The organism is Aquiflexum lacus, from assembly GCF_015476655.1.
Classification (GTDB): domain Bacteria; phylum Bacteroidota; class Bacteroidia; order Cytophagales; family Cyclobacteriaceae; genus Aquiflexum; species Aquiflexum lacus.
In genome coordinates this window covers 59,501-84,077 of sequence record NZ_JABFHF010000009.1, presented here as the reverse complement: position 1 = coordinate 84,077, position 24,577 = coordinate 59,501, and the positions used below count along the sequence as shown (strand labels likewise).

Annotated in this window: 17 protein-coding genes; 3 read left to right on the top strand and 14 right to left on the bottom strand. The window is 40.5% G+C overall.

Annotated elements, in window-relative coordinates; translation table 11 throughout:
* Positions 1–88 precede the first annotated feature (88 nt).
* The 8 genes from HMJ38_RS10145 to HMJ38_RS10110 form a co-directional block, all read right to left on the bottom strand.
* Positions 89–436: a hypothetical protein gene (locus tag HMJ38_RS10145; protein ID WP_194974279.1), complete on the bottom strand. Its 348-nt coding sequence runs from the start codon at positions 434–436 to the stop codon at positions 89–91.
* A gap of 79 nt (positions 437–515) precedes the next feature.
* Positions 516–2,081: a sulfatase family protein gene (locus tag HMJ38_RS10140; RefSeq protein ID WP_228779989.1), complete on the bottom strand. Its 1,566-nt coding sequence runs from the start codon at positions 2,079–2,081 to the stop codon at positions 516–518.
* Positions 2,082–2,090: 9 nt separating this feature from the next.
* A complete protein-coding gene (locus HMJ38_RS10135; protein ID WP_194974278.1) occupies positions 2,091–3,545 on the bottom strand; it encodes a sulfatase family protein in 1,455 nt (484 codons plus the stop codon).
* 72 nt (positions 3,546–3,617) lie between these two features.
* Positions 3,618–5,279: an FAD-dependent oxidoreductase gene (locus tag HMJ38_RS10130; protein WP_194974277.1), complete on the bottom strand. Its 1,662-nt coding sequence runs from the start codon at positions 5,277–5,279 to the stop codon at positions 3,618–3,620.
* 66 nt (positions 5,280–5,345) lie between these two features.
* A complete protein-coding gene (locus HMJ38_RS10125; RefSeq protein ID WP_194974276.1) occupies positions 5,346–6,860 on the bottom strand; it encodes a sulfatase in 1,515 nt (504 codons plus the stop codon).
* Between the two features lie 353 nt (positions 6,861–7,213).
* Positions 7,214–9,367 carry a beta-N-acetylhexosaminidase family protein gene (locus HMJ38_RS10120; RefSeq protein ID WP_194974275.1) on the bottom strand — a complete coding sequence of 718 codons (2,154 nt, stop codon included), beginning with the start codon at positions 9,365–9,367 and terminating at the stop codon, positions 7,214–7,216.
* 147 nt (positions 9,368–9,514) lie between these two features.
* Positions 9,515–10,021, bottom strand: a complete 507-nt coding sequence (locus tag HMJ38_RS10115) for a DUF502 domain-containing protein (protein ID WP_194974274.1) — start codon at positions 10,019–10,021, stop codon at positions 9,515–9,517.
* Between the two features lie 375 nt (positions 10,022–10,396).
* Positions 10,397–10,690 carry a hypothetical protein gene (locus HMJ38_RS10110; protein WP_194974273.1) on the bottom strand — a complete coding sequence of 98 codons (294 nt, stop codon included), beginning with the start codon at positions 10,688–10,690 and terminating at the stop codon, positions 10,397–10,399.
* A 64-nt stretch (positions 10,691–10,754) separates the two neighbouring features.
* Here HMJ38_RS10110 and HMJ38_RS10105 point away from each other — a divergent pair, with 64 nt between their 5' ends.
* A complete protein-coding gene (locus HMJ38_RS10105; protein WP_194974272.1) occupies positions 10,755–10,997 on the top strand; it encodes a hypothetical protein in 243 nt (80 codons plus the stop codon).
* 115 nt (positions 10,998–11,112) lie between these two features.
* Here the strand turns inward: HMJ38_RS10105 and HMJ38_RS10100 are convergent, their stop codons facing one another.
* From HMJ38_RS10100 to HMJ38_RS10090, 3 genes are all read right to left on the bottom strand, one after another.
* Positions 11,113–12,732 carry a sulfatase family protein gene (locus tag HMJ38_RS10100; RefSeq protein ID WP_194974271.1) on the bottom strand — a complete coding sequence of 540 codons (1,620 nt, stop codon included), beginning with the start codon at positions 12,730–12,732 and terminating at the stop codon, positions 11,113–11,115.
* Between the two features lie 141 nt (positions 12,733–12,873).
* On the bottom strand, positions 12,874–15,552 hold the full coding sequence (locus tag HMJ38_RS10095) for a M14 family metallopeptidase (RefSeq protein ID WP_194974353.1): 2,679 nt from the start codon (positions 15,550–15,552) through the stop codon (positions 12,874–12,876).
* A 294-nt stretch (positions 15,553–15,846) separates the two neighbouring features.
* Positions 15,847–17,571, bottom strand: coding sequence for an arylsulfatase (locus HMJ38_RS10090; protein ID WP_194974270.1), 1,725 nt, complete (start codon positions 17,569–17,571; stop codon positions 15,847–15,849).
* 251 nt (positions 17,572–17,822) lie between these two features.
* On the opposite strand from HMJ38_RS10090, the gene HMJ38_RS10085 reads away from it, so the two are divergent.
* Positions 17,823–18,917 carry a glycoside hydrolase family 43 protein gene (locus tag HMJ38_RS10085; RefSeq protein ID WP_194974269.1) on the top strand — a complete coding sequence of 365 codons (1,095 nt, stop codon included), beginning with the start codon at positions 17,823–17,825 and terminating at the stop codon, positions 18,915–18,917.
* Between the two features lie 100 nt (positions 18,918–19,017).
* A complete protein-coding gene (locus HMJ38_RS10080) occupies positions 19,018–19,614 on the top strand; it encodes a hypothetical protein (protein ID WP_228779988.1) in 597 nt (198 codons plus the stop codon).
* Between the two features lie 81 nt (positions 19,615–19,695).
* On the opposite strand, the gene HMJ38_RS10075 is transcribed toward HMJ38_RS10080, so the two are convergent.
* The 3 genes from HMJ38_RS10075 to HMJ38_RS10065 all read right to left on the bottom strand — a co-directional run bounded on the left by HMJ38_RS10075 (position 19,696) and on the right by HMJ38_RS10065 (position 24,565).
* Positions 19,696–21,225 (bottom strand): GH3 family domain-containing protein, encoded by a 1,530-nt coding sequence (locus HMJ38_RS10075; RefSeq protein ID WP_194974268.1) that lies wholly within the window; start codon positions 21,223–21,225, stop codon positions 19,696–19,698.
* Between the two features lie 289 nt (positions 21,226–21,514).
* Complete coding sequence (gene xylA / locus HMJ38_RS10070; RefSeq protein WP_194974267.1) at positions 21,515–22,828, bottom strand: xylose isomerase; 1,314 nt, start codon at positions 22,826–22,828, stop codon at positions 21,515–21,517.
* A 246-nt stretch (positions 22,829–23,074) separates the two neighbouring features.
* A complete protein-coding gene (locus tag HMJ38_RS10065) occupies positions 23,075–24,565 on the bottom strand; it encodes a xylulokinase (protein ID WP_194974266.1) in 1,491 nt (496 codons plus the stop codon).
* Positions 24,566–24,577 lie beyond the last annotated feature (12 nt).

The window sequence follows — 24,577 nt, the reverse complement described above, 5'->3', positions numbered from 1 at the left end:
GTATTATGCTATCCAACATATTCAAGTCCAACCGAAGATCTGATAGGATTTCAGCCAAAAAAGCCATCAAATGGGTGGTAGAGACATGTCATTTCATGTCTTTTTTTCTTCTATCGGAATAAGTGCTCTCTAAGTAAGTATAAATTTTCTCAAAGGTGTCCCTGTTGAACCTGGTGTTAACATGGTGCCACTTACCACTTTCAAGCTCAAGGTTAATGGAATAAACCTTACCTATCCAGAGGAAATTTGCTTCCTGTACATTCCAACTTTTCAATTCTTGGTTTAAGGTAATTACCTTTTCCCGCATTGGATAACGAACTTCCATATCATCTCCCAACAGCCTGATGTCAGAACTTCTTCTTGTGAAATATACTATCGGTAAAAAAATCAATGCAATCAGTAAACCTACAATAGCTACACCTATAAAAATTTCCATGTTAATTTGTTTTATTTCGTTGAATAAAAACAAAGTCGGTGCCAAAGGTTGAAATTCAATTCATAAGTTGGCTCAATTATCATTCAAGAATCCATTTTACCTGATCCCAAATTTTCGGCCCATCGTTTATTTGTTTAGGGCCGGGAGTGCTCCTTCCGTCTTGAATCAAGCGGATTAGTTCCTCCCTTAGTTGGCTGACCACTTGAGGGTATTGGTCAATAAGATTTTGTGTTTCACCCGGATCCTTTTTGAGGTCATACAATTGCATGGGGGGAAGGTTGTTAAGCCCCTCGTTGGATTTCGGATCACTCCATCCCCCTGAACCTGGCCAAAGAATAAGCTTCCAATGATCCTTTCGGATGGCAAAACGACCCTCAATGGAGTGGAGTACCACTTGAGGTCTTTCAGTCAAGGTTGGTTTATCTCCCAAAACATCTAAAAAACTAAAGCTGTCTTCGGCGGCATTTGGAGGTATGGGATATGAAGTAATTTCAGCTACAGTAGCCATGAAATCGGTGGTAGAGATCATGGCATCAGAAGATTTGGGGGAGATGATTTTTTCAGGCCAATGGACTATAAAAGGTACCCTGAGTCCTCCTTCAAAAATGTCGGCCTTATGGCCTCTAAAGATATAAGATGGATGATGGTCCACTTTCAAAAGCTCTGGAAAGTTTGCAGTTGGAGAGCATCCATTGTCACTGGTAAAAATCAATAGGGTATTTTCCAGCAATCCTTGCTCTTCCAATACCTTAGTGATACATCCCACTACATCATCCACCTGTAACATAAAATCCCCATATAAATTAGTGTTACTTTTTCCCATAAATTCTGTTATCGGCAAAATCGGGGTGTGGGGCGCAGGGAGCGCAAAATATAGAAAGAAGGGCCTACTGTCCCCTGAATGATCCACGATATATTGAACAGCTTTATCGGTCAAATGAGGCAAAACCTGTACATGGTCAAAATCACTCCCTGTCTGCCCTCTTCTCCAAAAGGCCTTAGCGTCCACATTTACCGTTTCCCTATCGGGAAGCGCTGTCACTCTTCCGTTTTCTACATATACATAAGGAGGCATGTCAAGTGAACCACTGAAGCCATAAGAATAGGAAAAACCCCTTTCATTAGGGCCATTTTTGACCGGCTTTGTATAATCAATTTCAAAATTTTTCCCAAGATCATTTAAATTCACCTGCTCCGCTTCAAAATGCCAATCCCATCCCAAATGCCATTTGCCGACAAAACCTGTATGGTATCCTTTATCCTTAAGCATCTTACCGACCGTCAGTCTTTCCGAATCTATCAAGGGTGGGGAATACCCGCTAAGAACACCGGATTTCAGTTCAGAGCGCCAATTATACCTGCCCGTCAAGATCCCGTACCGCGTAGGTGTGCAAACCGCAGAACTGGTATAGGCATCCGTGAATTTTACCCCATTATTGGCCAACCTGTCTATATGAGGGGTGATAATTTTAGACTCAGGGTTAAAAGAAGAAACATCTCCATACCCCATGTCATCCGCAAGGATATAGATGATATTTGGAAGATTGGTAGTGGTGGTTTCTTTTTGGGTGGTTTGACAGGAATATGTCATCCCTATCGCGATAAGGGAGATTGAAAGAAAAATAAATTTATTAGCTTTCTTCATGTTTCCACATCATTTTTCAAGTTGGTTTTCCACCGGCACCAGGCTGGCTTTGTGCTCTGCCATTATCTTTCTGATTTCTAATATCACCTCAGGGTGATCTGCAGCAATATTGAACCTTTCTCCCGGATCCACATTGAGGTTATAGAGCAAGGGCTCATCCAAAATGGTAGCACTACTTTCCAAGGCAATCGGAGGATTGGTGACCGGATGGGCTGTTGGGTTGCCATATTCCAACTGGGTAATGAAATGGGCTTTAAAAGCACCCTTGCGGATAGCATAAATCTGCTGTCCATGGTAATAGAAGACCGTCTCTCTAACTCCCGCTCCTGTTCCCATTAGCAACGGTGTCATGTCATAGCCATCATATATGCGGTCATCAGGAAGTTTGGTACCCGAAAGGGCACAAAAGGTCGGCATTAAATCCATAGTGGTCCCCATGTCCGACACTACTGCCGGCCGGATTTTTCCAGGCCACCAAAAAATCGTGGGCACACGCATGCCCCCTTCAAAGGTTCCCCCTTTGGCACCCCTCAGCAAACCTGCTGTTCCACCATGGGTTTTGAAAGTATGCCAAGGGCCGTTGTCCGAGGTAAATACTACCAGCGTATTTTCAGCTATCCCTACCTGCTTTAAGGTTTCCAGGATCTGCCCTACTGACCAGTCGATTTCCTCTATCACATCTCCATAAAATCCTCCTACAGAGACATCCTTGAATTCCTCAGACCGGAACAAGGGTATATGGGGAAGGGAATGGGCCAGGTAAATGAAGAAAGGGCCATTATCTTTTAGACTATGGATTTTCCCTACTACTTCTTCGGTATAGCGCTTGGTGATGGTTCTTTGGTCGGCAGGCCTTTCGACTTCTTTATCATCCCTTAAAATAGGCACATTGTAGGCCTGATATCTTTCATTTTCAGCCAAGGTAAAGTGGTCTTTTTTCTCCACCTTGTCCATGTCATTGGAATAGGGTATGCCAAAATAGCTGTCAAAACCATGGTCGGTAGGAAGGTATGGTGACTGATGGCCCAGATGCCATTTGCCCACCGCAGCAGTTTGGTAACCACTCTCTTTTAAGGCCTTGGCGATGGTGACTTCTGTTTGGGGAAGTCCTCCGTTGGAGTCGGGAAACAATACCCTTCTTTTGTCACTGCTCATACCGGACCGGATGGGCAACCTGCCCGTAAGCAGGCCTGCACGGCTGGGCGTACATACGGGTGCAGCTACATAGAAATTCGTCCATTTTTGTCCCTCATAGGCCATCCTGTCCAGGTTGGGCGTTTTGTAGCTGGGGTGACCGAAGACCCCCAGGTCTCCATAGCCCAGATCATCTGCGAATATCACGATGATGTTCGGTGGATCTGCTTTCTCTTTTTCCTTATCGGCATTGGCAAAGCAAGGCAATGTGGCCGATCCGATTAATAGCAAAAATGCAATGGCAAGTGATTTTGGGTCAGGTGTTTTCATGAACTTTTAATTTAGATCATATATTTTGTCTCAACAAATAAACTTCCTGTAATATTTCTGATTTAAACCGATCTACAACCTTTCCTCTAACACCATCACCTGTCCATCTGCTTTCAGTCTTTCCTGTAATTTTTCATAAGGCAAATCCTGAACAGCAAGATCTCCATCTATTGCCAAAGCTGCAGCCGTAGCAGCAGACTGGCCCAATATCATAAAAACCGGTTCCATCCGTATAGATCCAAAAGCGGTATGGGAGCTTGAGACACAAACAGCAACCAATAAGTTCTCGCATTCCTGTTTTTTGGGAATAATAGTGCCATAGGAAATACTGTATGGTTCCTTAGGTTTGACACCAATATCTCCCTCATTCTGGACATATCCCTCGGCTGTTACAATGCGCTGAATATTGTGGGAATCCAAGGCATATGAACCCATACCAATGGGTTTTGGAACCTGTTTGGCTACCAAAACATCATGCTCGGTCATCACATAATCCCCTATCAATCTCCTTGCCTCCCTGACGTAAATCTGATGGGGCCAATTGCCGTTGTCCGTAAACTCATCTTTTGCCAAACCCCATTTATTCATCTTATTTCTTACTGTTTCGGGAACTTTGGTATCATTGGCCAAAAAATACATGAGGCCCTTTTGATAGTCCTCATGCTCCTTGATGATAGCTTTGCGCTCCTCATAAGTGGCTTCCGGATAAGCATAATTTTTCCCGATATAATCAGTACTGAAAGGGCCATGGTTGTTGGTGTCCGTTTTCAGGTTTGGGATGGGGTCAAATTTATCAAAAGTCTCATTCCATCCGGTTTCATACACCCTTGCCAATAATTCATAACGGGAAGGGTCATATCCCTCGGGTTTGGGAAAAGGAACTCTATTTTCTGGATGTTGGCTGAGGCACATACGGAAATTATAGGCCTGTACTTTACTGTCTCCTGTACCGTTTTCTGCCAATTGGGCATCAGAAATCTCGGGTAGCAGGCCGCTTGAAGGATCATCTGAAATCACATAAGGACTGATAGGCTCGTAGAAATAATGCCTATGCTGGAATACGCCAAACTGCACCCCATTCCATGTTTCTCCATAAGTTTCATTGGATTCCCTACCCACATGGTAACTGACTCCTGCAGCAGCCATCAAATCCCCTTCATAAGTGGCATCGATAAACATTTTTCCTTTGAAGGTTTTTCCGGAAAGGGTGGTGATGGCTGTGATCTTGCCATTTTCCATTTGGACCCCATTTTCTCTATCCAACCATTCATCCCGATGGACTTGGATATCATATTCTGAAACAAAATCCTCAAAAACTTTTTCTGCGGCATGAGGTTCAAAAATCCACATGGTCCGGGCATTCCCATCAATGGCCGGTGTCCCCTGCCCCACATTGCCGTATTCATCCTTTTTCTGCCATTTCCACACATCATTATTCTGGTAATGCATATAGATCCTGTGGTAAAACTCCCTGGCCAAGCCCCCGATAACAGATTTGTCCCCGGTATCGGTAAATCCAAGCCCTCCCGCCGACAATCCCCCCAAATGGATGTCAGGCGATACCACGATGACTGATTTGCCCATCTTTTTGGCTTGGACGGCTGCGGTGATGGCAGCAGAGGTTCCTCCGTAAATGATGAGGTCGGACTGATAGAGGTTTAAATCAGTGGCCTCTTTACACGAGTTAAAAGAAAACAACAGAAAAATGCAGGTGATGCTTAAATAGAATTTCATTGGTATAAGTTTTATGGATTTATCAAGGTTAAATAAACAAATTTAGGTTGCCGATTGAAACAAGCGTTAATCAAACTTCATTGGAACTTTTGCCCCATGAGGAATTATTTTCCCTTCCCAATAAGGCATTCCATCAATCATTTCTATCAGTCTCGTTTTGCTGCCAGGTGCCGGTTTTGCACTTTTTGGCAAATAATTAGAAAGCTTATCCATTGTAGGAATATAATCTTCCAATATAGCTAGATTGTGCCATTCATTTTGATCATTTTTTCTGTCATAAAGTTCTCTGGAACCGTCCGCATATTGGATGAAACGCCATTCCTCAGTTACGACCACATGATTATCAGGACCATGGGTACAGATAGCCGGAGATTCACGTTTATACGCGATATCCGTAAGGAGTTGCATAAGGGACCGACCATCGAGTCCATCTTTATTTGGTAATCCAACTAGGGCGACCAATGTGGGATAAAGATCAAGCAGTTCCACCGGAACATCATTTAGCTTTCCTTTTTCAGGTATTCCTGGTCCTGAAAAAATAAAGGGTACCCTTGTTGATTCATGCCAAAGCGAATTTTTTCCTGTAATTCCTTTTGTGCCTAAATGGTATCCATGATCAGAAAACAACACCACAATGGTATTTTCAGTTAAGCCCTCTTTCTCCAATGTATCCAACAACCTACCTACCAGCATATCGGCAAAACTTATACTTGCCAAATAGGCCCGTACTTTAGGTTTCCATTGATGGTTCATTTCAAGCCAGGCCCTTCTTGGTTCAGGAAGATCCCAGTGCAGATACCATGAAAAAGGAGGAATGTCTTCCCTGTCTTCAGCCCTGGTTTCGGGTAAAAGCAGGTTCTCCTCGGGATAAAGATCAAACCATTTTTGTGAAGCATATAACGGTAAATGCGGATGTCTGATTCCAACAGAAAGGAAAAAGGGTTTGTTTTCTGGTCTGTTTTCCAATTGGTCAATAGCCCAATCTGTAACTTTCCAATCATCCTGTAGGGAATCTGTTTCGGGATAAACTCCCCAATCGACCAAGGGGTGCCCTGTATTTTTTACAAATGGTTCTTCTGGCCTCGGGAAAAACCCGCCATGAAATCCCCAAACACTAAATTCCGTTCCATTTCTTCTTTCTTCTTTTGGTGGAAAAGCATCGTGAAATATTTTGCCCGTCGCCATGGTTTCATAACCGTTCTTCTCAAAATATTGTGGAAGCGTGACGAGGTCCTTATAACCTTCCAGGTCTCTGAACCAAGGTCCCAAGGCATATATCCCGGTGGTGGTTGGTCTCAAACCCGTCAATATACTTGATCTTGATGGGTTACATAATGGGGCTTGTACGTGGGCATTTGTAAATGCAATTCCACTGGCTGCCAATCGGTCTATGTTGGGAGTCTGAACCATAGGGTGTCCCTTCAAGTGCCCTACCCAATCGTTCAGATCATCTATAGCAATAAGCAAAATGTTAGGTTTTTCATTTTGGGCAAATACAGGCATAACCGGAAGATTAAGGAATATTGCACTGAGGATGAATAATCTTGCAAATAGTTTATACAGCTGTTGAAATGTCTTCATGGTAGGTTAAAGTTTTTATTTTCTGTTTAGCCATTTGCGATAGGAATCTTCGGTTTTGGATCTCCATATTGGGAGGGTATGCTTATAACATTTGATCTAAAGATTGATGAATACTTTTCTTCGTTTATCATCTTGTTGAATTAAGGACTAGATTAAGTTTACCGAGTTTTCCTTTTGGTTTTACTGAAACCTTTCACCTCGAGAGTTTATCCCATTCCAAATAGTACCTATTCCAAAGACCAACTTGTAATGGATGTAAAGGCGGAAAGAGGTTTTTGGGCATGGGGGTGGTGGATATGGGTTAATGGAAATTCTATCATTAAGTTATTGGTAAGAAACTAGTTTTTTTCAATTTAAGGTTTTAATAAAGTTGCCGATCTTGCTATTTCAATATCATGTGCCACTTCATCCCTGATCAAAGCCCAATGGAACAGGTTATCATCATTTCGATCATGACTGCTCCCATTGTAATGGGTCAGGGGCATGTCTTTGTATATCGGCCTTGAGATGGCAATGATCTCATCCCAATATTGCAAAGCATTGGTAAATGAGGAAACCGCTTCAGCTTTGTGGTTATTTCCAAGTCCTTCCCTATAAGATTCAAGGGAAATAGATCCTTTGAGTTTTTCGGCAAGGTGTAAGCCTAAGTTTGCCCAGATTTTGATATCGGCCAATTCATACATCAAAGCATTGTTCTGTTTGGGTTCAATATTTTTGATAAGGTCCAAAGCCATTTGGCAATCCTTTTCCAATAGGCTTATCAAAATCAGAGGAGTGATTATAGCTGGCTCAAATTTCTTTCCTGTTTTAACCGCAGAGATATAATCTTTAACGGATACATAATCCGGGTCAAGAGTGGGCTGATTGATCAGAATGTCTGCGGAAATATACTTTGTAGTATCTCCAACCAAAGCCATCAACCCTTCTCCATACAGTGTAAAGTCCCACCTTGAATCATAAAGGGAACCGATTTTCAATTGGGTAGAAGAAGCCAAAGACATTGCTTCCAATAATTTACTCCCATCTGCTCCGAATTTTTTTACATAGGTCGCTGCAAAAACTTCGTCAGGGGTATCGGGATTATATAACAACCTGCCCCAAAGTTTATAAAAAAGCCATTGCCTTTGGAAAGCAAAATCCCAATCAACAGGGCCTTCCACAGCTGTAAAATAATCTTTGGCTGGAATATAGCTTTCCGAACCAACAAAATATCCCCCAACATAGGGCTGACTATTCTCGGCAATATGATCCCTGACAAATTGTGGGACTCCCCACCTCAATGCAAAGAAATCCTCATTTCTAGCGGTATAGGTAATTTTAAACCCCTCAGGCAAGGGGTTGTAAAAAGTATCGAACATTTCTCCTCCGTGAACCTTTACAAGTTTAGGAGTCGAATGTGCATGCGACCAATTGTATTTTAAATCCGCCCAAATCGGCCCATCAATAAAATCCAACTTTGCTTCTCTTTCTATGGCTTTTCTTGTTAACTGTTCTAATTCAACACTCGTAGCCCCCAAAGATTCCGTAGTGCTTGAAAAAGGAATCCTGTGAACCAATTTAGACGGTCTTCCCGCCAGTCTCATCCCCTCAATATAAGTCTCAAACATCCAATCCTCACGCTGTTGAGGATTCATCCCCGCCATACCTTCGCCAAGTGTCAGTCCAAATCCAGTCAGTTCAGGGTACTCCTGAAGTAGCTGTGTCACACTTTCCCTCGTGTATCTTTTGACCAATTCTGAGGTATCGCCGGTTACATAATAATGTGGATATACATTCTCAAGTGCGATATTATGAGCATTGGCAAATTCATGACTGACGAAAATATTAAAGGGAATGATGTAGGTTTCGATGGCCCTTTCTTTGGCCATTCTGAAAATGGATTTGTGAAGTTTTTTCCACTCTTCCATTTCCTTATCATTGAAGGGGCTTGCCTCAGGAAAATTCTTGGGCTTGATCATAAACACAAAAGGATGCAGGTTCCAAATTGAAAGAGAGTTGAACCTGTTTTCTACCATCATATCCAAAAATGCCTCCCAGTATTTGACATCTTTCAGGGTTTCGGTATGTAGGTCAAGCGCAGAACTCGGCCTGTAGGAATACCATGAAGTATTGTGTTTGATAGCCCTTAAGGGGAAATGAGGTTTTTCGCTTTTGAAACCAATTTCCCCTAATGATGCGCCGTTTCTCAATGATTCAGCCAAGGAAAGTGTTCCATAAATCAATCCTCTTGCATCTCCACCTAAGACTGATATTTTATTGCCTTCAGTTTTTATCTCAAAGGATTCAGGACCTATTTGGGAGGAGGCTATCCCCAAGTTGATCAAATAATCGTAATTTTTTGGTTGAGAAATCAACTCATACTTTTGGGAAACCAATTCAGGCTTTAGTTTTTCTACAGCATAATTTGCCTCTATGGAGGATTGGTCAAGCAAAATGTAAACCGATTGGCTAAGGGCTTCTGAAACAAAAAGGAATGCGACAAGAATGGTTACCAAGGATGTTTTCATAGGAACCTATTTTAAGTTATTCCGAGGAAAAAAACTAAGGCAATTTGAGGAACGGGCTGAATGTTTACCCCATGGTAAAAATCTAAAAATCCTTGACTTATACAGTTAATGTGAAATAGCGTTATTTCCCAAATTACCTTCAATTTATTAATCTATTTCCTCCATCTCCTGAACCCTATCTTTTGAAGCAAACAATATTGAGGACCCTGTTCCCATTCCAATAACAGAGCGCATGGCTTTTTCAGGCTCAATATCCAAGAACCTTAATTGTGAAATTGGAACATGGTAAATATTTCCGTTCATGGGGTTAGGTGCAGTCGGCACAAAAATCGTGTATAAATCCTTCGAAACAATTTCCGTCACAAACCCGGTCATTAGCACACCGGTGTTATAGGGATCTACCAAAACTACTTGGCTAAAAGGCATTTTCTTAAGTCCTGTAAATTGGGCTATGATTTCTTGAAGTGTGGAGTACAATGGTATTTGAAGTAAATAATTATCCTCAAAACTTTTAAAATATCTGGTACTTCTGGCATTTCTCAAAAATAAACCAATGATGAAAATCAGTGCAATCAGAATCAACAAAGCCATCACATTGATAATTAATGGTGGTGATTCTGCATTATTGTCTAATAAAGAGCTAATTGGAGCCACTATATTAAATACAAATTTAAAAATTATGGATAATAAAAATAAGATAATGATGGTTGGCAAAACCAATAATAATCCATTCATTAATGTTTTAATAAAGAATGATCGCGACCATAATTTATCTTTTGAGCCAATATTTTCTTTTTGCAATAATGTATTGTTTTCCATTTTCCTTATTAGAAATCTTTGTCTTTCTGTGAACTATCATATTTTTTTGATCGGTCCAATAACATTCCCCAGAACTTTTAAGCTATTGGTGATTTTAACCTACTAACGATGTTGTTCAAGGTTGCAAATCCGGTGCTACAAATTGATTTATGAATAAAATTTTTTATAAAAACTTGATTTACAATAAGAAAAGGCTGTTTGAACTTGTGTTTAATCTTCAAAAATTTTTGTTTCAAATCCATCGATACTTATGGGATTTTTGTTTTTCCAATATTCTTTAATGTTATCCTCACCCTGTTTTTCAGCCCAAGAATTTAAAGTGGTCCGCTCCTCCTTGAAATCCATAAATGGGACGGCAAAACCGCAGGAGGTTTGGACCAATTCAACATCCATTTCGATGATTTGCCTTGCTCCAATATTTTGAGAAAAAAGACCTGAATATTGTTCAAACTTATTATCCCTTTTGTGAAAAATCCTTGCTTCACCATATAACCTCAAGATCATGGGTTTAAATATTAAAATTTACAAAACTCCCCCCAACATAAATCAGAAATGTTTAAATTTAACCATGAAAAATGAAGATAAGATAGTGGAACTGCTTTCCGAAATGCTTGTTCGGCAGGACAGGTTTGAAGCCGGATTGGTCAAATTGGCCGAATCACATGAAAGACTTGTAACGATTCAAGAAAGGCAGGAAAAGATTTTGATAAAAATACTGGAAGTTCTTGAAGACGATGTTCCCAAATTCGATGAACTGATTGAAATGGAACAACTAGGTGGAAAAAAGATAGTTTTAAGGAAAACAAAATAAAAGCTCATCCTTCATGTCTCTTGTTTCTAATACTCTGTCTTTACTTTGATTTTTGAACTTTGCTTCCTTTCATCTTCAAACTTCACATCGGTCATCGGTCATTCAACATCGAGTCTTAAATCCTCTCCAAATACCTCTCCAACAATTCCTGACTGATCTCTGAAGAATCCCCATATTTTTCTCGCAAAGCTTCCAAGTCTTTATGCAGTTTTTCCCTGATTTCAGAATACGCCGGATCATCATACACATTTTTCAACTCATGCGGGTCATTGGCCCGGTCATAAAGTTCCCATTCGTCCACATCGTAGTAAAAATGGATCAATTTATATTCTCTGGTGACAATGGCATAATGCCGCTTGACCATGTGTATAGAAGGATATTCATAGTAGTGGTAATAAACAGCATCCCGGTTCCACTGATCTGAATTACCAGTCAATAACGGTATAAGACTTTCTCCCTGCATGTCAGCAGGGGCCTGGATTTGTGCTGCTTCAAGGAAAGTTTGAGCGAAATCCAAGTTCTGTACCATCACGTCTGACCTTGAACCTGCTTTGATCTTTCCAGGCCAGGCTACCATTAATGGCGTTTTAAAGGATTCGTTATAGACAAAACGTTTGTCAAACCAACCATGCTCACCCAAATAAAAACCTTGATCCGACGTGTATACAATAATGGTATTTTCCATCAATCCGTTGGCTTCCAAATAATCCAATACTTTGCCGATATTCTCATCGACAGCAGCAATGGTTCCCAAGTAATCCTGCATATACCTTTGGTACCTCCACCTCATTTTATCTTCTTCGCTCATACCCGGAAAAGCTTTTTTGAAATCTTCATTGACCTGTGTGTAGGTCTTGTCCCAATTTGCCCTTTGGCTTGGGTTCATTCGGCCAACTTCCCTTTCAAAAGCTCTCTTATCCCAACCTGAGGCATCAGGAATACCCAATTCATCCATTACCTGTGGATATAATTTGGAATCTCCAGCCCAATTCATGTGCTTCAAGAGATTCATCTCCGCTTCTTTCGCTGCACTTCCTCTTCCTGAATAATCATCAAAAAGTGTCACTGGTTCAGGAAATTCCTTTTGCGTAAATTCCGCAATATGCCGCTCGGCAGGTAGCCATTCCCTATGTGGTGCTTTGTGCAAATACATCAGCAAAAATGGCTCTTCTTCCTTTCGCTCATTTTGAAGCCAATCCAAAGTCATATCTGTTATGATATCCGTCACATACCCTTCCACATCATAAGTACCTTCATTTTTGGTAATAAATGTAGGATTGTAATAGGTCCCCTGACCGGGAAGAATTTTGAATTGGTCAAATCCTTTGGGGTTATTTCCAAAATGGAGTTTGCCAAACATGGCCGTCTGATAACCTGCATCTTGTAAAATCTGTGGGAAAGTAACGTTGGTGGTATCGAACGGAAAAATATTGTCGGTCTTTCCATTGAGGTGGGAATGCTTACCCGTCAGGATCGTAGCCCGGGAAGGGGCGCAGATCGAATTGGTCACGCAGGCATTGGTAAACAACATGCCCATATTGGCAATCCGGTCAATATTTGGGGTATTGATCAACTTATTATCATAGGCAGAAATGGCCTGATAAGCATGATCGTCTGACATGATAAAAATGATATTGGGTCTTTGTTGTTTTTCTTCCTGAGGTGTTTTACTGCAGGAAAAAAGAAAAGCTACTATCCCTAATGAAAAGAGGATGTTCAGGCTGTTTTTGGGCATGTGAGGATTATTTTTGGTTTAATGGTTTTATCAACTCTTCCCAATTTAAGGGTAGTATTCTCATTTTCAAAAAAATAAAGCTTCCCTTTAGAGGAAGCCTTATTAAAATTTTCAAATCGAATTAATTAGATAATTCATGCTTTACTGATATAGATTGTTGAACAGCATCTTGAAAGTTCCGTGAGACTGTGCCCTGTAAGTGATTTCAGGACCGTAGACATAAAGCATTCCTTTGCCTATTGGTGCTGAAAAGGCTGTAATCCCGTCTTCAAGGTAGGATTGACCCCAAGCCCAACCACTCTTCAAAGGTGTTTTGGTATCAAACCAACCCAATACCTGAAGTCCCTGTAATTTGGCTTCCGGTTTTACTTTGAATACCGGGCTGTTGTTGAACAATACATCAACATGACTGTCCAATCCCCAATTGGCAGGCTGAGAGTTATCCACTCTGGAAACCAAGACAGATCCTGGGACATAATATTTCTCTCCCGGTAATGGTTTTTCAGATCCATCTCTCTGGACTTCCACTAAGGCATTTCGGACTGGTAATTCCAAGTGATAAGCCAAGGCAGAGGCACTGCCTACAGCTACTACTTTTCCACCATTTTCAATAAATGATTTGATCTGTGGGATAGATTTTTCAGCAGTGATATTTCCCAGCATGTGGTGATATTCTGTAGGAATGGATTTTTCATCAGGAGGTGAACCCCATCCTCCGGTCGCTGCTCTTCCAACTGCAGGTATTCCACCGCTGATAAAAAGGATGGCATCATATTTTTTGTTCAGGTTTCCAGCATCTATCTCTTTGGCAAAAATCAATTGAAACTCAAAATTGTATTGCTCCAACATCCACCTGACCCAACCACTTGGCATAGAACCTCCATAGGTATCGAATAAGGCTATTCTGGAAGGTTTGATAGTGATGGTATTGCTTGGTGTGGTTTTGGCGGCGGTTACCTGAACACCTAATTTGGTTGCTTGCTCAGTCAGAATCTTTGAGCCACTTTGGGGGACAAAGAATGAACCGGCAGGCACTCCTTCAACAGTATTTTGGATTCTGGAAACCTTCACTCCCTTTTTCAACAATTCATTGACAATGGGAAAAGCATCATTATGCTTACTGCTTAGAAAATATCCTGACTTAGAAGTAGGCATTTGGACTACAGGTACAGCTTCTAATTCCCCATAAGACAATGTTTCAAAAGGACCTGAAAAACCATCCAAAATACGGTCAAACTGAATACCCATCTGATAAGCCAAAGTCCATCCTGCGGCATCGTAAGGTCTGATTGGAGGGCCACCCGGATATTGGAAGTCATTGGGATAATCCTGAGGTTCAAACATATCGATAATATGCGGACGAAAAGCCTGATCTGTTTTGACTATATAAGATCCTTTTGGATAAGTTGTCCCGTTTACAGAGAATGAGGCTGTTGATTTTTCTATTCTAATACCGGTTTTCACCAAGGCATTGATAAACTTCACTGCTGTCGCAGGATCTTTTTGGTTTGCGGTGATGATAAAACCCCGGGGATCTCTTTTCTCTTTTGCCTGATAAACACTGTCATAAAATATAGAAGGTATTGCTCCACCTCTTCTTGAAAAAGGATTGGTTGAAGCAGGATATTTGTCTTTGTCCTTTTCATAAGCAGTTTTGATAGCCTCAATCTTACTCGGGAATGGCGTCCAATAATCCCCGCTTCCCCTTTCTATAGAACCTTTTCCCATCACATACATATTGTACAAAAGATGGTCACTGTTTCTGGCTGCATAATCCAAAACCGCAAAGTTCATGGAAACCGAGTAATCTATAGATTGCTGAAAATGCCAGGTTTTTTGTGGAGTGACAGGAAATGGCGTATTGCTATTGGGAAGCAATCTGTCCGGCACCAAAGGGATTTCCTCTGGATTTGGGCCACCTACTATCTCTGTCAAAATTCCAATAATATTGTGGTAATGGGTAGTGGTTCTCAAGCCACCATTATACCAAGTGGAAAACGTAGAACCATCCATTCGGGTAAACCCAGGTTTGTTTTCGGCATTTAGCCTGTTGTACATGGCTGCGCCTACAGCATCTATACCTGTCACCATCATGGGGTCAAACACATAATTAAATGGGTCTCTATACGGAGGTCCTGCCAAAACCGAACCTGCAGGGCCTCTCTGATGGTGATTGTACATGACCTGTGGAATCCACTCAATGAAAAGCTGATAGCCAAGATTAGTAGATTCCTTCATATTTTGGATGTAGAAATCCCTATTGTTGTCATGACCGATATACCTTTGGTAAAGTGTGGGCAGATTTGAAAGGCTTCTTTTTTCGGGCACAGACTCTCTCATATACCAATTACCGATTTTTTCATGCCCATCAGGATTGGCATGGACAAATAAGATCACTACATTATCCAATATCCTTTTAGTTTCTGCATCATCCTTGGTGAGCACCTGGTATATGGTCTCTGCCAATTGATGCGTACCTACAGTTTCTGTAGAGTGAAGACCTCCATCAATCCAAACAATGGCCTTTCCTTCCGTGGAGAGTTTCCTGGCCTCTTGTTCGGTCAGTCCTTCTGCCCTTGCCATTTTAACAGAAATATCTTTGAACTTATCCAAATTGGCATGATTCTCCTCCGAAGTGACAATCATCATCCACTGATCTCTACCTTCTTCGGTTTTTCCTATAGAAACAAGCTTTGCTTTGTCCGAAGCTGCTGCAACTTTTTTGAAGTATGCTTCTGTCTGTGTGTAATTGCTGACATGGTAATCATCTCCCAATCCAAACCCAAAATGCTCTTTGGGACTTGGGATTTTTTGGGCCATGGTAGTCCCAATGGACAATAAAAAAAGTCCAAGGAGGAGGATACCTCTCTTGGATGATTTGATTAGGATTGTTTGGTTTTTCACTTTCTTATATTTTAATTTTAAATACTAGCTTCAAGAATTTGGATTTTCATATTGACAACTGGCCAAAATAAATCATGAAATGGTCAAGTGAGTTTCATAACGCCATATTAATAATTATTTCAGCGGGAAAATGCTCATTTACAGCAACGGTTGATAAATTGATTCCAGCAAGCTTAAACAACATTATTGACCAATATCAAACCTGACTTATCAATTCAATTTTTTTAAAATCACACTTTTTACTTCAATATTTCCAAGATCCTCTCCCGAGAAACCAATTTCAAGGTTTGCCTCTCCTTTCGCGAATCTGAATTCCCCAATTGAAATCATGGGCCAGTCCATTTCTTCCACCTCAGTTCTGGGAACCCTGTCCTGATTGGGTATCAGTTTGGTTTGATGCATTTGTTCAGTTTCATAAAAAAACTTTCTTCCCTGAGAGGAAATCTCCATTTTGAAAGGACTGTCATTTGCCATTTGAACAAAAACTTCATAATTGGAATCTGCAATGGACTCCATTTTCCAAAACACTTTGTCCTCAGAATTTTTGAAATTGATAAACCAATCATTGGCCCATCCCATTTCTCCTTTAAAAAGAACATTACCCAATCGTTTTCCATCAGAGGCTGGCAACTCAACGGTTGGAACATTGGAATGGCCTACTTGTATCAGGGGCGGTTCAACACCTTTTTTGGTCATCTCTACAAGCCAATCTAGGTAAAGCATTTCCAATTCATTGGCTCTTTCAGATTTCTGGTCCATGATATTATTTTTCTGGAAAGGATCCTGAAGAAGATTAAAAAGCTCTTTTTGTTTGTTTTTTAATGTCAACAGGTATTCCTGATTTCTGACTGCACCGGGAATGGTATCAAACTTTAAGTGAACATGATGGGTGAAGAAATTTCGATCATCCCAATTTCCACTTGCCCCTTCAATCAATGGATACAGGCTCCTTCCATGAATTTCGAGGCTATCAGGAATTTCAATGTTTAATAAATCTGCAAGCGTAGGCAGGATATCAATATGTGCAGCCCAAGGTTTGATTACTTGATGACCATAACCTGGAATTCTGATAAAGAAAGGCACCCGGACTCCGCCTTCATCCAAATCTGCTTTCTTTCCTCTCATTCCTCCATTATAGCGGACACCGTTAGGACCATTGTCTGTCATGAAAATGACTATGGTGTTTTCAATTTTTCCGCTTTCTCTCAAAAAATCCATCAGCCTCCCAACATTATCATCTATGTTTTCTACCATCCCATATACACAGGCATCTTTATCATCAAGCCCCATGGATTTATATTTATCAAAATAGTCATCAGGAACCTGAAAGGGACTGTGGGGAGTATTGAAAGAGAGCATTGCAAAAAATGAATCCTCTTTTGTCATAAAATCAATGGTTTTATCTGTCAGGACATCTGGCAGGAATCCCTCGGTTTGTACTTCTCCGAAATTATGGGTGAGTTTGGTGTCAAAGTAATTGTTCAGATGACCTTCCGCAAATCCAAAAAATTCATCAAAGCCCTGTCCAATTGGATCGTGAGGAAACTGTTTGCCCTGATGCCATTTTCCAAAAAGCCCGGAAACATATCCATGTGGCTTTAGGATCTCAGCAATTGTTGCTTCCTCCTCCCGCATCACTTCCATGCGATGGGTCACCCAAGTGGTGCCTGTGGCAATATGATATTTTCCTGTCAGCACGCTTGCCCGGGTAGGTGCGCAAACTGGGGAAACGTAAAAACGGTCAAAAGCTATAGACTGCGATGCCAAGGCATCAATATGCGAGGTTTCCAAAATCTCATTTCCATGAAAAGACAAATCCCCCCATCCTTGGTCATCGGTCAAAATCAGGAGAATATTGGGCCTGGTAGGAACCTCTTTTTGGCTACAGGAAATCAATAAAAAAACAAAAAGGAAATTAAGAATTTTAGGACTCATGGTAGTATTTAAGTATCACTTTAATTAATAAAATCTTCTGAAAGCAATTTTTACTTATCGTAAATGCACAAAGTACGCAGCCTATTCAATATTAAGAAAAATTTCGGCCTTTTAAGAATGGTTTTGTTAAGAAAAAGGAGAATCTAATTCAATTCCAATAAAGTATAATTCATAAGTTTTTTAATTTTGAAACCGATTTCAATTTTTATAAATTAGCAAATTCAAAATATTATTACTTAAAACTAATACCTATGAACTTGAAGTTTGGCTTTGCGGCCATCATTGCTATCTGCCTGTTGGTATCCTGTGGCACTCAGGAAAACAAACAGGAAGATACCATCACTGAAGAAGTAGAAGAAAGTAAATTCCTTTCTCCTCCTTTGGTATCACATATATATACTGCCGATCCATCGGCACATGTCTTTGATGGAAAAATCTATATTTACCCTTCCCATGATGTGGAAACCGTGGTTGAGGAAGATGACATGGGTGCACATTTCAACATGATGGATTACCATGTTTTTTCAATGGAAAGCCCCGATGGAGAAGTGGTAGACCATGGTAAGGTATTGGATGTAGAAGACATCCCTTGGGCCAAAAGACAATTATGGGCACCCGATGCAGCAGAAAAAGACGGTAAGTATTACCTCTATTTTCCTGCAAAAGACAAAGATGATATTTTCAGAATAGGCGTAGCTGTAGCTGACAATCCTGCCGGACCATTTAAAGCTGAACCTGAAGCCATCAATGGTAGCTACAGCATGGACCCTGCTGTATTCAAGGATGATGACGGCAGTTATTACCTATATTTCGGAGGTATTTGGGGAGGTCAATTACAACAGTATCGGGACAATAAATACCAACCTGTTGGTAAAGGACCCTATGATGGAATCCCCGCAGCTGAAGAAGTTTCTTTGATGCCAAAAATCGCCAAGTTAAGTGCTGACATGCTGCAAATGGCTGAATCACCTAAGGATGTCATGTTATTGGATGCAGATGGCAACCCCATTTTGGCTGGCGATAATGACAGAAGATTTTTTGAAGCCGCATGGGTTCACAAATACAACGACAAATACTATTTCTCCTATTCTACGGGCGATACACACTTCATCGCTTATGGTATTGGAGATAGTCCATATGGCCCTTTTACCTATCAGGGGAATATTCTAAACCCTGTTCAAGGGTGGACAAACCACCACTCCATTGTAGAATTTCAGAATAAATGGTACCTGTTTTACCACGATACAGAACTGACTGATAAGACTCATCTGAGAAATATCAAAATGGCGGAGTTGAAACATAATGCTGATGGAAGGATAGAAACTATTGAACCTATCAAAAAATAACATAAACCTGTTAATCCTTAAAATCCGACAGAAAACACTTTTGTCGGATTTTTTTTTGAGTTTAATTAGCCCCCTTGATATTTTTTTGTATCATGGGAAAATGAAAAAAAATATCATGATGGATTTTGATAGGGATATTCCTGTAGAAATAAAAGAGGTAGCTATAAAAGCCCTTTCATATTACCCCGAACTCCAGAATATCCGAATTGAGTTTATTTTTAATGAAAATATCAGAAAATCAGTCATGCAGGCACAGCCAAAATTTGTGACAATGTTTGGTTCCCGAAAAAAACGAACTTACATGATCAAAATCAGCCATCGGTTTAATTTTAAAGGGAAAAGCACACCCATTCAGAACCTCCCAGAAGATGTACTAATTGGATGGATTGGGCACGAATTGGGACATATCATGGATTATTTGCGAAAAAGCAATTGGTTCCTGATTCTATTTGGTATTGGTTACCTTACTTCAAAAAGTTTCATCATTTCCGCTGAAAGGGTTGCCGACACCTATGCTGTCAATCATGGTCTAGGTGAATATATTTTGGCCACTAAGGACTTTATTCTGCACCAAGCTGGCATGTCAGAACGATACATCAAAAAAATCAAAAAGTTATATCTACCTCCAGAAGAAATCATCCACCTAATGGAAAATATTGTTGTAGCGGATGGGAAAGAAAAAAAGGATGAGGCATGAAGTTAGAAGGGTAAAGGGTTGTAGTTGTCCGAAGTCTATGACTTCGTGACGCCTGATTCAGGAGCTTTTAGCTCCGTACTACTAATGCAGATTTCCTACTACATACCCCTCCCAATCTTTAAATTCCTCTTCCTTCATCACTCTTGGAATCTTCACCTGACCACCTTTTTGTTTGGTTTCTTCGGTCCATTTTTGAAATAGATTTGCAGGTACCAATCGGGTTTCAACTGATTTTAGGGCTTTGTTTCTGGCTACTTTGTAGTTCTTGTTGTTTTCTTGCAGGATTTCATCCAAGCGCTTGGCAAAATCCTCTTCACTTTTTTCGGTTTCTCCCTCCAGACCGAGGTACCAGCGGTGTATATAGTCTTCATTTTCCAAAACAGCGGAAACAGTAAATTCCTTAATTTCTGTATTGAATTCCTCTCCAAGTTGTTCCAATGCATTGTTCATCTGAATGACAGACAATTGAGAACCCACTACATTCAAAAAATGCTTGGTCCTACCAGTAATTTTGATTTCAGCTTTTTCCTTATCAACAAAAGTAATCGTATCTCCGATCATATACCTCCAAGCTCCGGATACTGTGGAAATAATCAATACATAATCCTCACCTTCTTCTACTTCTTCGATCTTCACGGTTTTGGCTTCTTGTTTGACACTGCCATCATCATTCATATTTTCAGGCTTAAAAGGCACAAATTCAAAGTAGATCCCGTTATCGGTTATCAATGCCATGGCATTCGTGTCTTTCCTGAGTTGCGTAGCCAGATAACCTTCTGACGCAAGATAGGTATCGATCACCGTGATGGGTTTACCTGTCAGGCGTTCAAAGCTTTTTCGATAAGGTTCAAATGCGACTCCGCCGGAAGTATATACTTGAAAATTTGGCCAGATATCATGAATGTTATCAGCTTTATGATAAGCTATTACTTTTTTGAGCATCAACTCAATCCATGATGGAATTCCTGAGATCCCGCCAATATCCCAATTTGGCGCTTCCTTAGCCAATGCTTCCACCCTTTTATCCCAATCATCAATCCCGGAAATTTCCGGGCCTGGTCTATAAAAACCATCAAACCATGTTGGAATCTGACTGGCACTGATCCCACTAATCTCCCCTTCCAAATGTCCATTGACCTCTTTTAAATTGGTACTACTTCCAAACATCAGGATCTCCTTTTCAAAAAATTCAGAAGGAAGGTCAAAATCAGCGATCCCTTTGATCTGTTGCAAACCTGCCTTTCTGATTGAGACTATCATTTCGTCGGTGACAGGAATATGTTTTTTCTTGCTCGTGGTACCGCTGGATACCGCAAAATAACTCACTTTTCCAGGCCAGGTAATATCCTCTGCCCCATCGATTACTTTCTGCCACCAATCTTCAAGAAGCTGGTCATAACTGAAATATGGTACCTCCGAAGCAAAAGCATCTCTGATATCTTCTGATTCAAGTAGCTGATCAAATTGATAATACTTTCCAAAAGCTGTTTTTTTTGCTTTAGAAAGTAATTCTTTCAAAACAACTTCCTGAGCTTCTTTTGGATTATTATTTGTAAATATCTTATCTGCAACTTCAACAGCACTCTTTATGATTTTTCCAATGATGGGCATAATATTTAAGTTCTTTCTGAATTGAAAAGAAAATCAATATTCAAGCCAAAATCCTGTAACCATAAATCTTTGTAACAAAAAACCCCAACAGAATCAATCTGCTGGGGTTTTTTACAAATTAAAAATCAAGACGTATAAGTTATTAATTTGGATGAATTTTACTTCCCAAATCGGGTATCAGGCTTATTATATCTAATAGTGTAGTCGTCATCAACTTCCTACTTCCCAACTTCGGACTTCCTTCATCCTCCTGCTTTCGGCATGCAGGTCTAACTTCATCCTTCCTTTTTTAAATAAACTCATTCAATATATTTTCAAACAGTTCCTGTCTGCCGCTTTTTTGTTTGGGCTCACCTATAGCTAGAGCATGGGCCCTAAGATCTTCCAAAGTAAGCTTTCCGGATTCAAACTCTTTTCCTTTACCTGAGTCATAGGAAGCATATCTTTCTTTTCTTAAAGCCTTGTATTCGGACTTTTCCAAAATTTCGCTGGCAATCAACAATCCTCTGGCAAAAGCATCCATACTACCGATATGGGCATAAAATAAGTCTTCCAAATCTGTGGAATTTCTCCGGACTTTGGCATCAAAATTCACCCCTCCTCCTTGGATTCCTCCACCTTCTAAAATCACCAACATGGACTCTGTCAATTCCTGTAGATTGATGGCAAACTGATCTGTATCCCAACCGTTTTGATAATCACCCCTATTGGCATCAATGCTTCCCAATAACCCTGCATCTACAGCTACTTGCAGTTCGTGTTGGAATGTATGGCCTGCCAAGGTTGCATGATTCACTTCCAAATTTAATTTGAAGTCCTTGTCTAATCCATGATGTCTAAGAAATCCGATAACAGTAGCTGCATCGTAGTCATATTGATGTTTGGTAGGTTCCATAGGCTTTGGTTCGATTAAGAATGTGCCTTTAAAACCCTTGGATCTTGCATAATCTCTGGCCATGGTCAAAAAACGTCCCAAATGTTCGGTTTCTCTTTTCATATCGGTATTGAGCAAAGACATATAACCTTCACGACCACCCCAAAACACATAATTCTCTCCACCTAGTTTGATGGTGGCATCAATGGAATTTTTCACCTGAGTTCCGGCCCAAGCTACCACGTCAAAATCAGGATTGGTAGAAGCACCATTCATGTAACGGGGATTGCTGAAAACATTAGCCGTCCCCCAAAGCAATTTTACTCCCGTTTCTTTTTGTTTCTGTAATGCATAGTCTGTAATGATATCCATCCTTTTCTCATATTCCTCGATGCTACTCCCCTCGTCAATAAGGTCAATATCATGGAAACAATAATACTCTGCACCTATTTTAGTGTAAAATTCAAAAGCAGCATCCATTTTATCTTTTGCACGCTGAACAGCATCATCACTTTGGTCCCAAGGTCTTACCATGGTCCCTGGTCCGAATGGATCTCCTCCTGTTGCACAGAAGGTATGCCAATAGGCTATGGAAAATTTAAAATGATCTTTCATGGGCTTTCCAGCCACTATTTTGTTGGCATCATAATATTTAAATGCAAATGGATTTTTGGATCCCTTGCCTTCAAATTTGACTTTATCGATATTTGGAAAATAGGTTTTTGACATTTGATTATAGGTTTATTTTTTTATAGATATGAGACGTGAGATATAAGATGTGAGACTCAGGGTGGAAGTGGGACCTGCCGGCAGGCAGGAGTTAGAAGTCAGAAGCTTAAAGTATCATGGCCAACTGTAAACTAAAGACTGACCACTCCTTCTGACATACTGTAAACTGCTTACTGAACACTGCCCACTGTAACCTGCCTCCTGAACACTGTGACTGCCTACTGCAAACTGAAAACTGCCTACTGATTACTGAACCTTCCCCAGTGCGGCCAACCAACCTTGATAGACCTCATCATAAGCAGAGACCAAAGATCCATCAGGTTCAAAGGAAGCCATTTTTTCCAAGCCTGCAAAAGCTTCTTTTGCATTTGAATAAATGCCAGAACCAATTCCGGCACCTCTTGCTGCACCTTGAGCTCCATCTGTATCATAAAGCTCAAGAGTTACATTATTCATATTAACAAAAGTCTCTCGAAATAAGGGACTTAAGAACATGTTGGCATTTCCAGCTTTAACTGTTTTTAAGTTTAAACCCATATCTTTCATGATATGAAAACCATAGGTAAGGGCACTGACTATACCTTCCTGACCTGCTCTTAGGACATGTCTTTTGTCATGTTTTAAGAGGTTCAGTCCAGATAAATGGGCATCCACAGCTTTGTTTTCCATGATGCGTTCTACCCCATTTCCAAAAGGAATAAATTTAAGACCTTCAGAACCTAAGGGAACCTCCGAGGCCATTTGGTTCATTTCGGGATATGAAACACTTTCACCACCGATCAGCTTTTTCAGCCAAGAATTTAAAATACCTGTGCCATTTACACAAAGTAACACACCATAATGAGGATTTTTCTTGCTATGGTTGACATGTACAAAGGTATTTACTCTGGACTTTGGGTCAAATACCGCTTGTGTACTTACCCCATATACGGTCCCCGAAGTACCTGCCGTGGTGGCCAATTCCCCATCCTCCAATACATTTAGAGAAAATGCATTATTGGGTTGGTCTCCCGCGCGGTAGGTAATAGGAACCCCTGATTCGATTCCCAATATTTTAGCTGCTTCATCATTTACGCTACCCTGAACTGAAAAAGAAGGAACAACATCAGCAATCATAGATTTGTCAATTCCATAATATTCCAAGAGTTCTGTAGATAAAGCATTGGTCTTGAAATCCCAAAAAATCCCCTCAGAAAGTCCTGTTTCCGATGTCAGAATCTCGCCAGTCAGCTTCATCGCGATATAATCGCCCGGAAGCATAATTTTATGTATTTGATCAAATTTTTGAGGTTCGTTCTCTTTGACCCATTTGAGTTTGGATGCTGTAAAATTTCCGGGTGAATTTAACAAATGAGGAAGACAATAATCTTCACCCAAATCTTTAAAGGCTTTGTTTCCGATCTCCACTGCCCTACTGTCACACCAGATAATGGATGGTCTGATCACCTCTTGGTTTTTATCGACACAGACCAAACCATGCATTTGATAGGAAATACCGATTGCTTTAAGTTCTCCTTTTTGGATATTCCCTTTCTTGACAATGGCATGAGTAGTGTCAACAATATATTTCCACCACATTTCAGGATCCTGTTCCGCCCAATCTTTTTGTGGGGCTTCAATCGGCATTTCTATTTTTGGGAGACCTTCAGAAGCTACCACTTTGCCTGAGTCGGCATCCAAAACCGTGGCTTTTACAGAAGAACTTCCAATATCATATCCTATTAATAATCTTCTCATTTGCTATAAAGG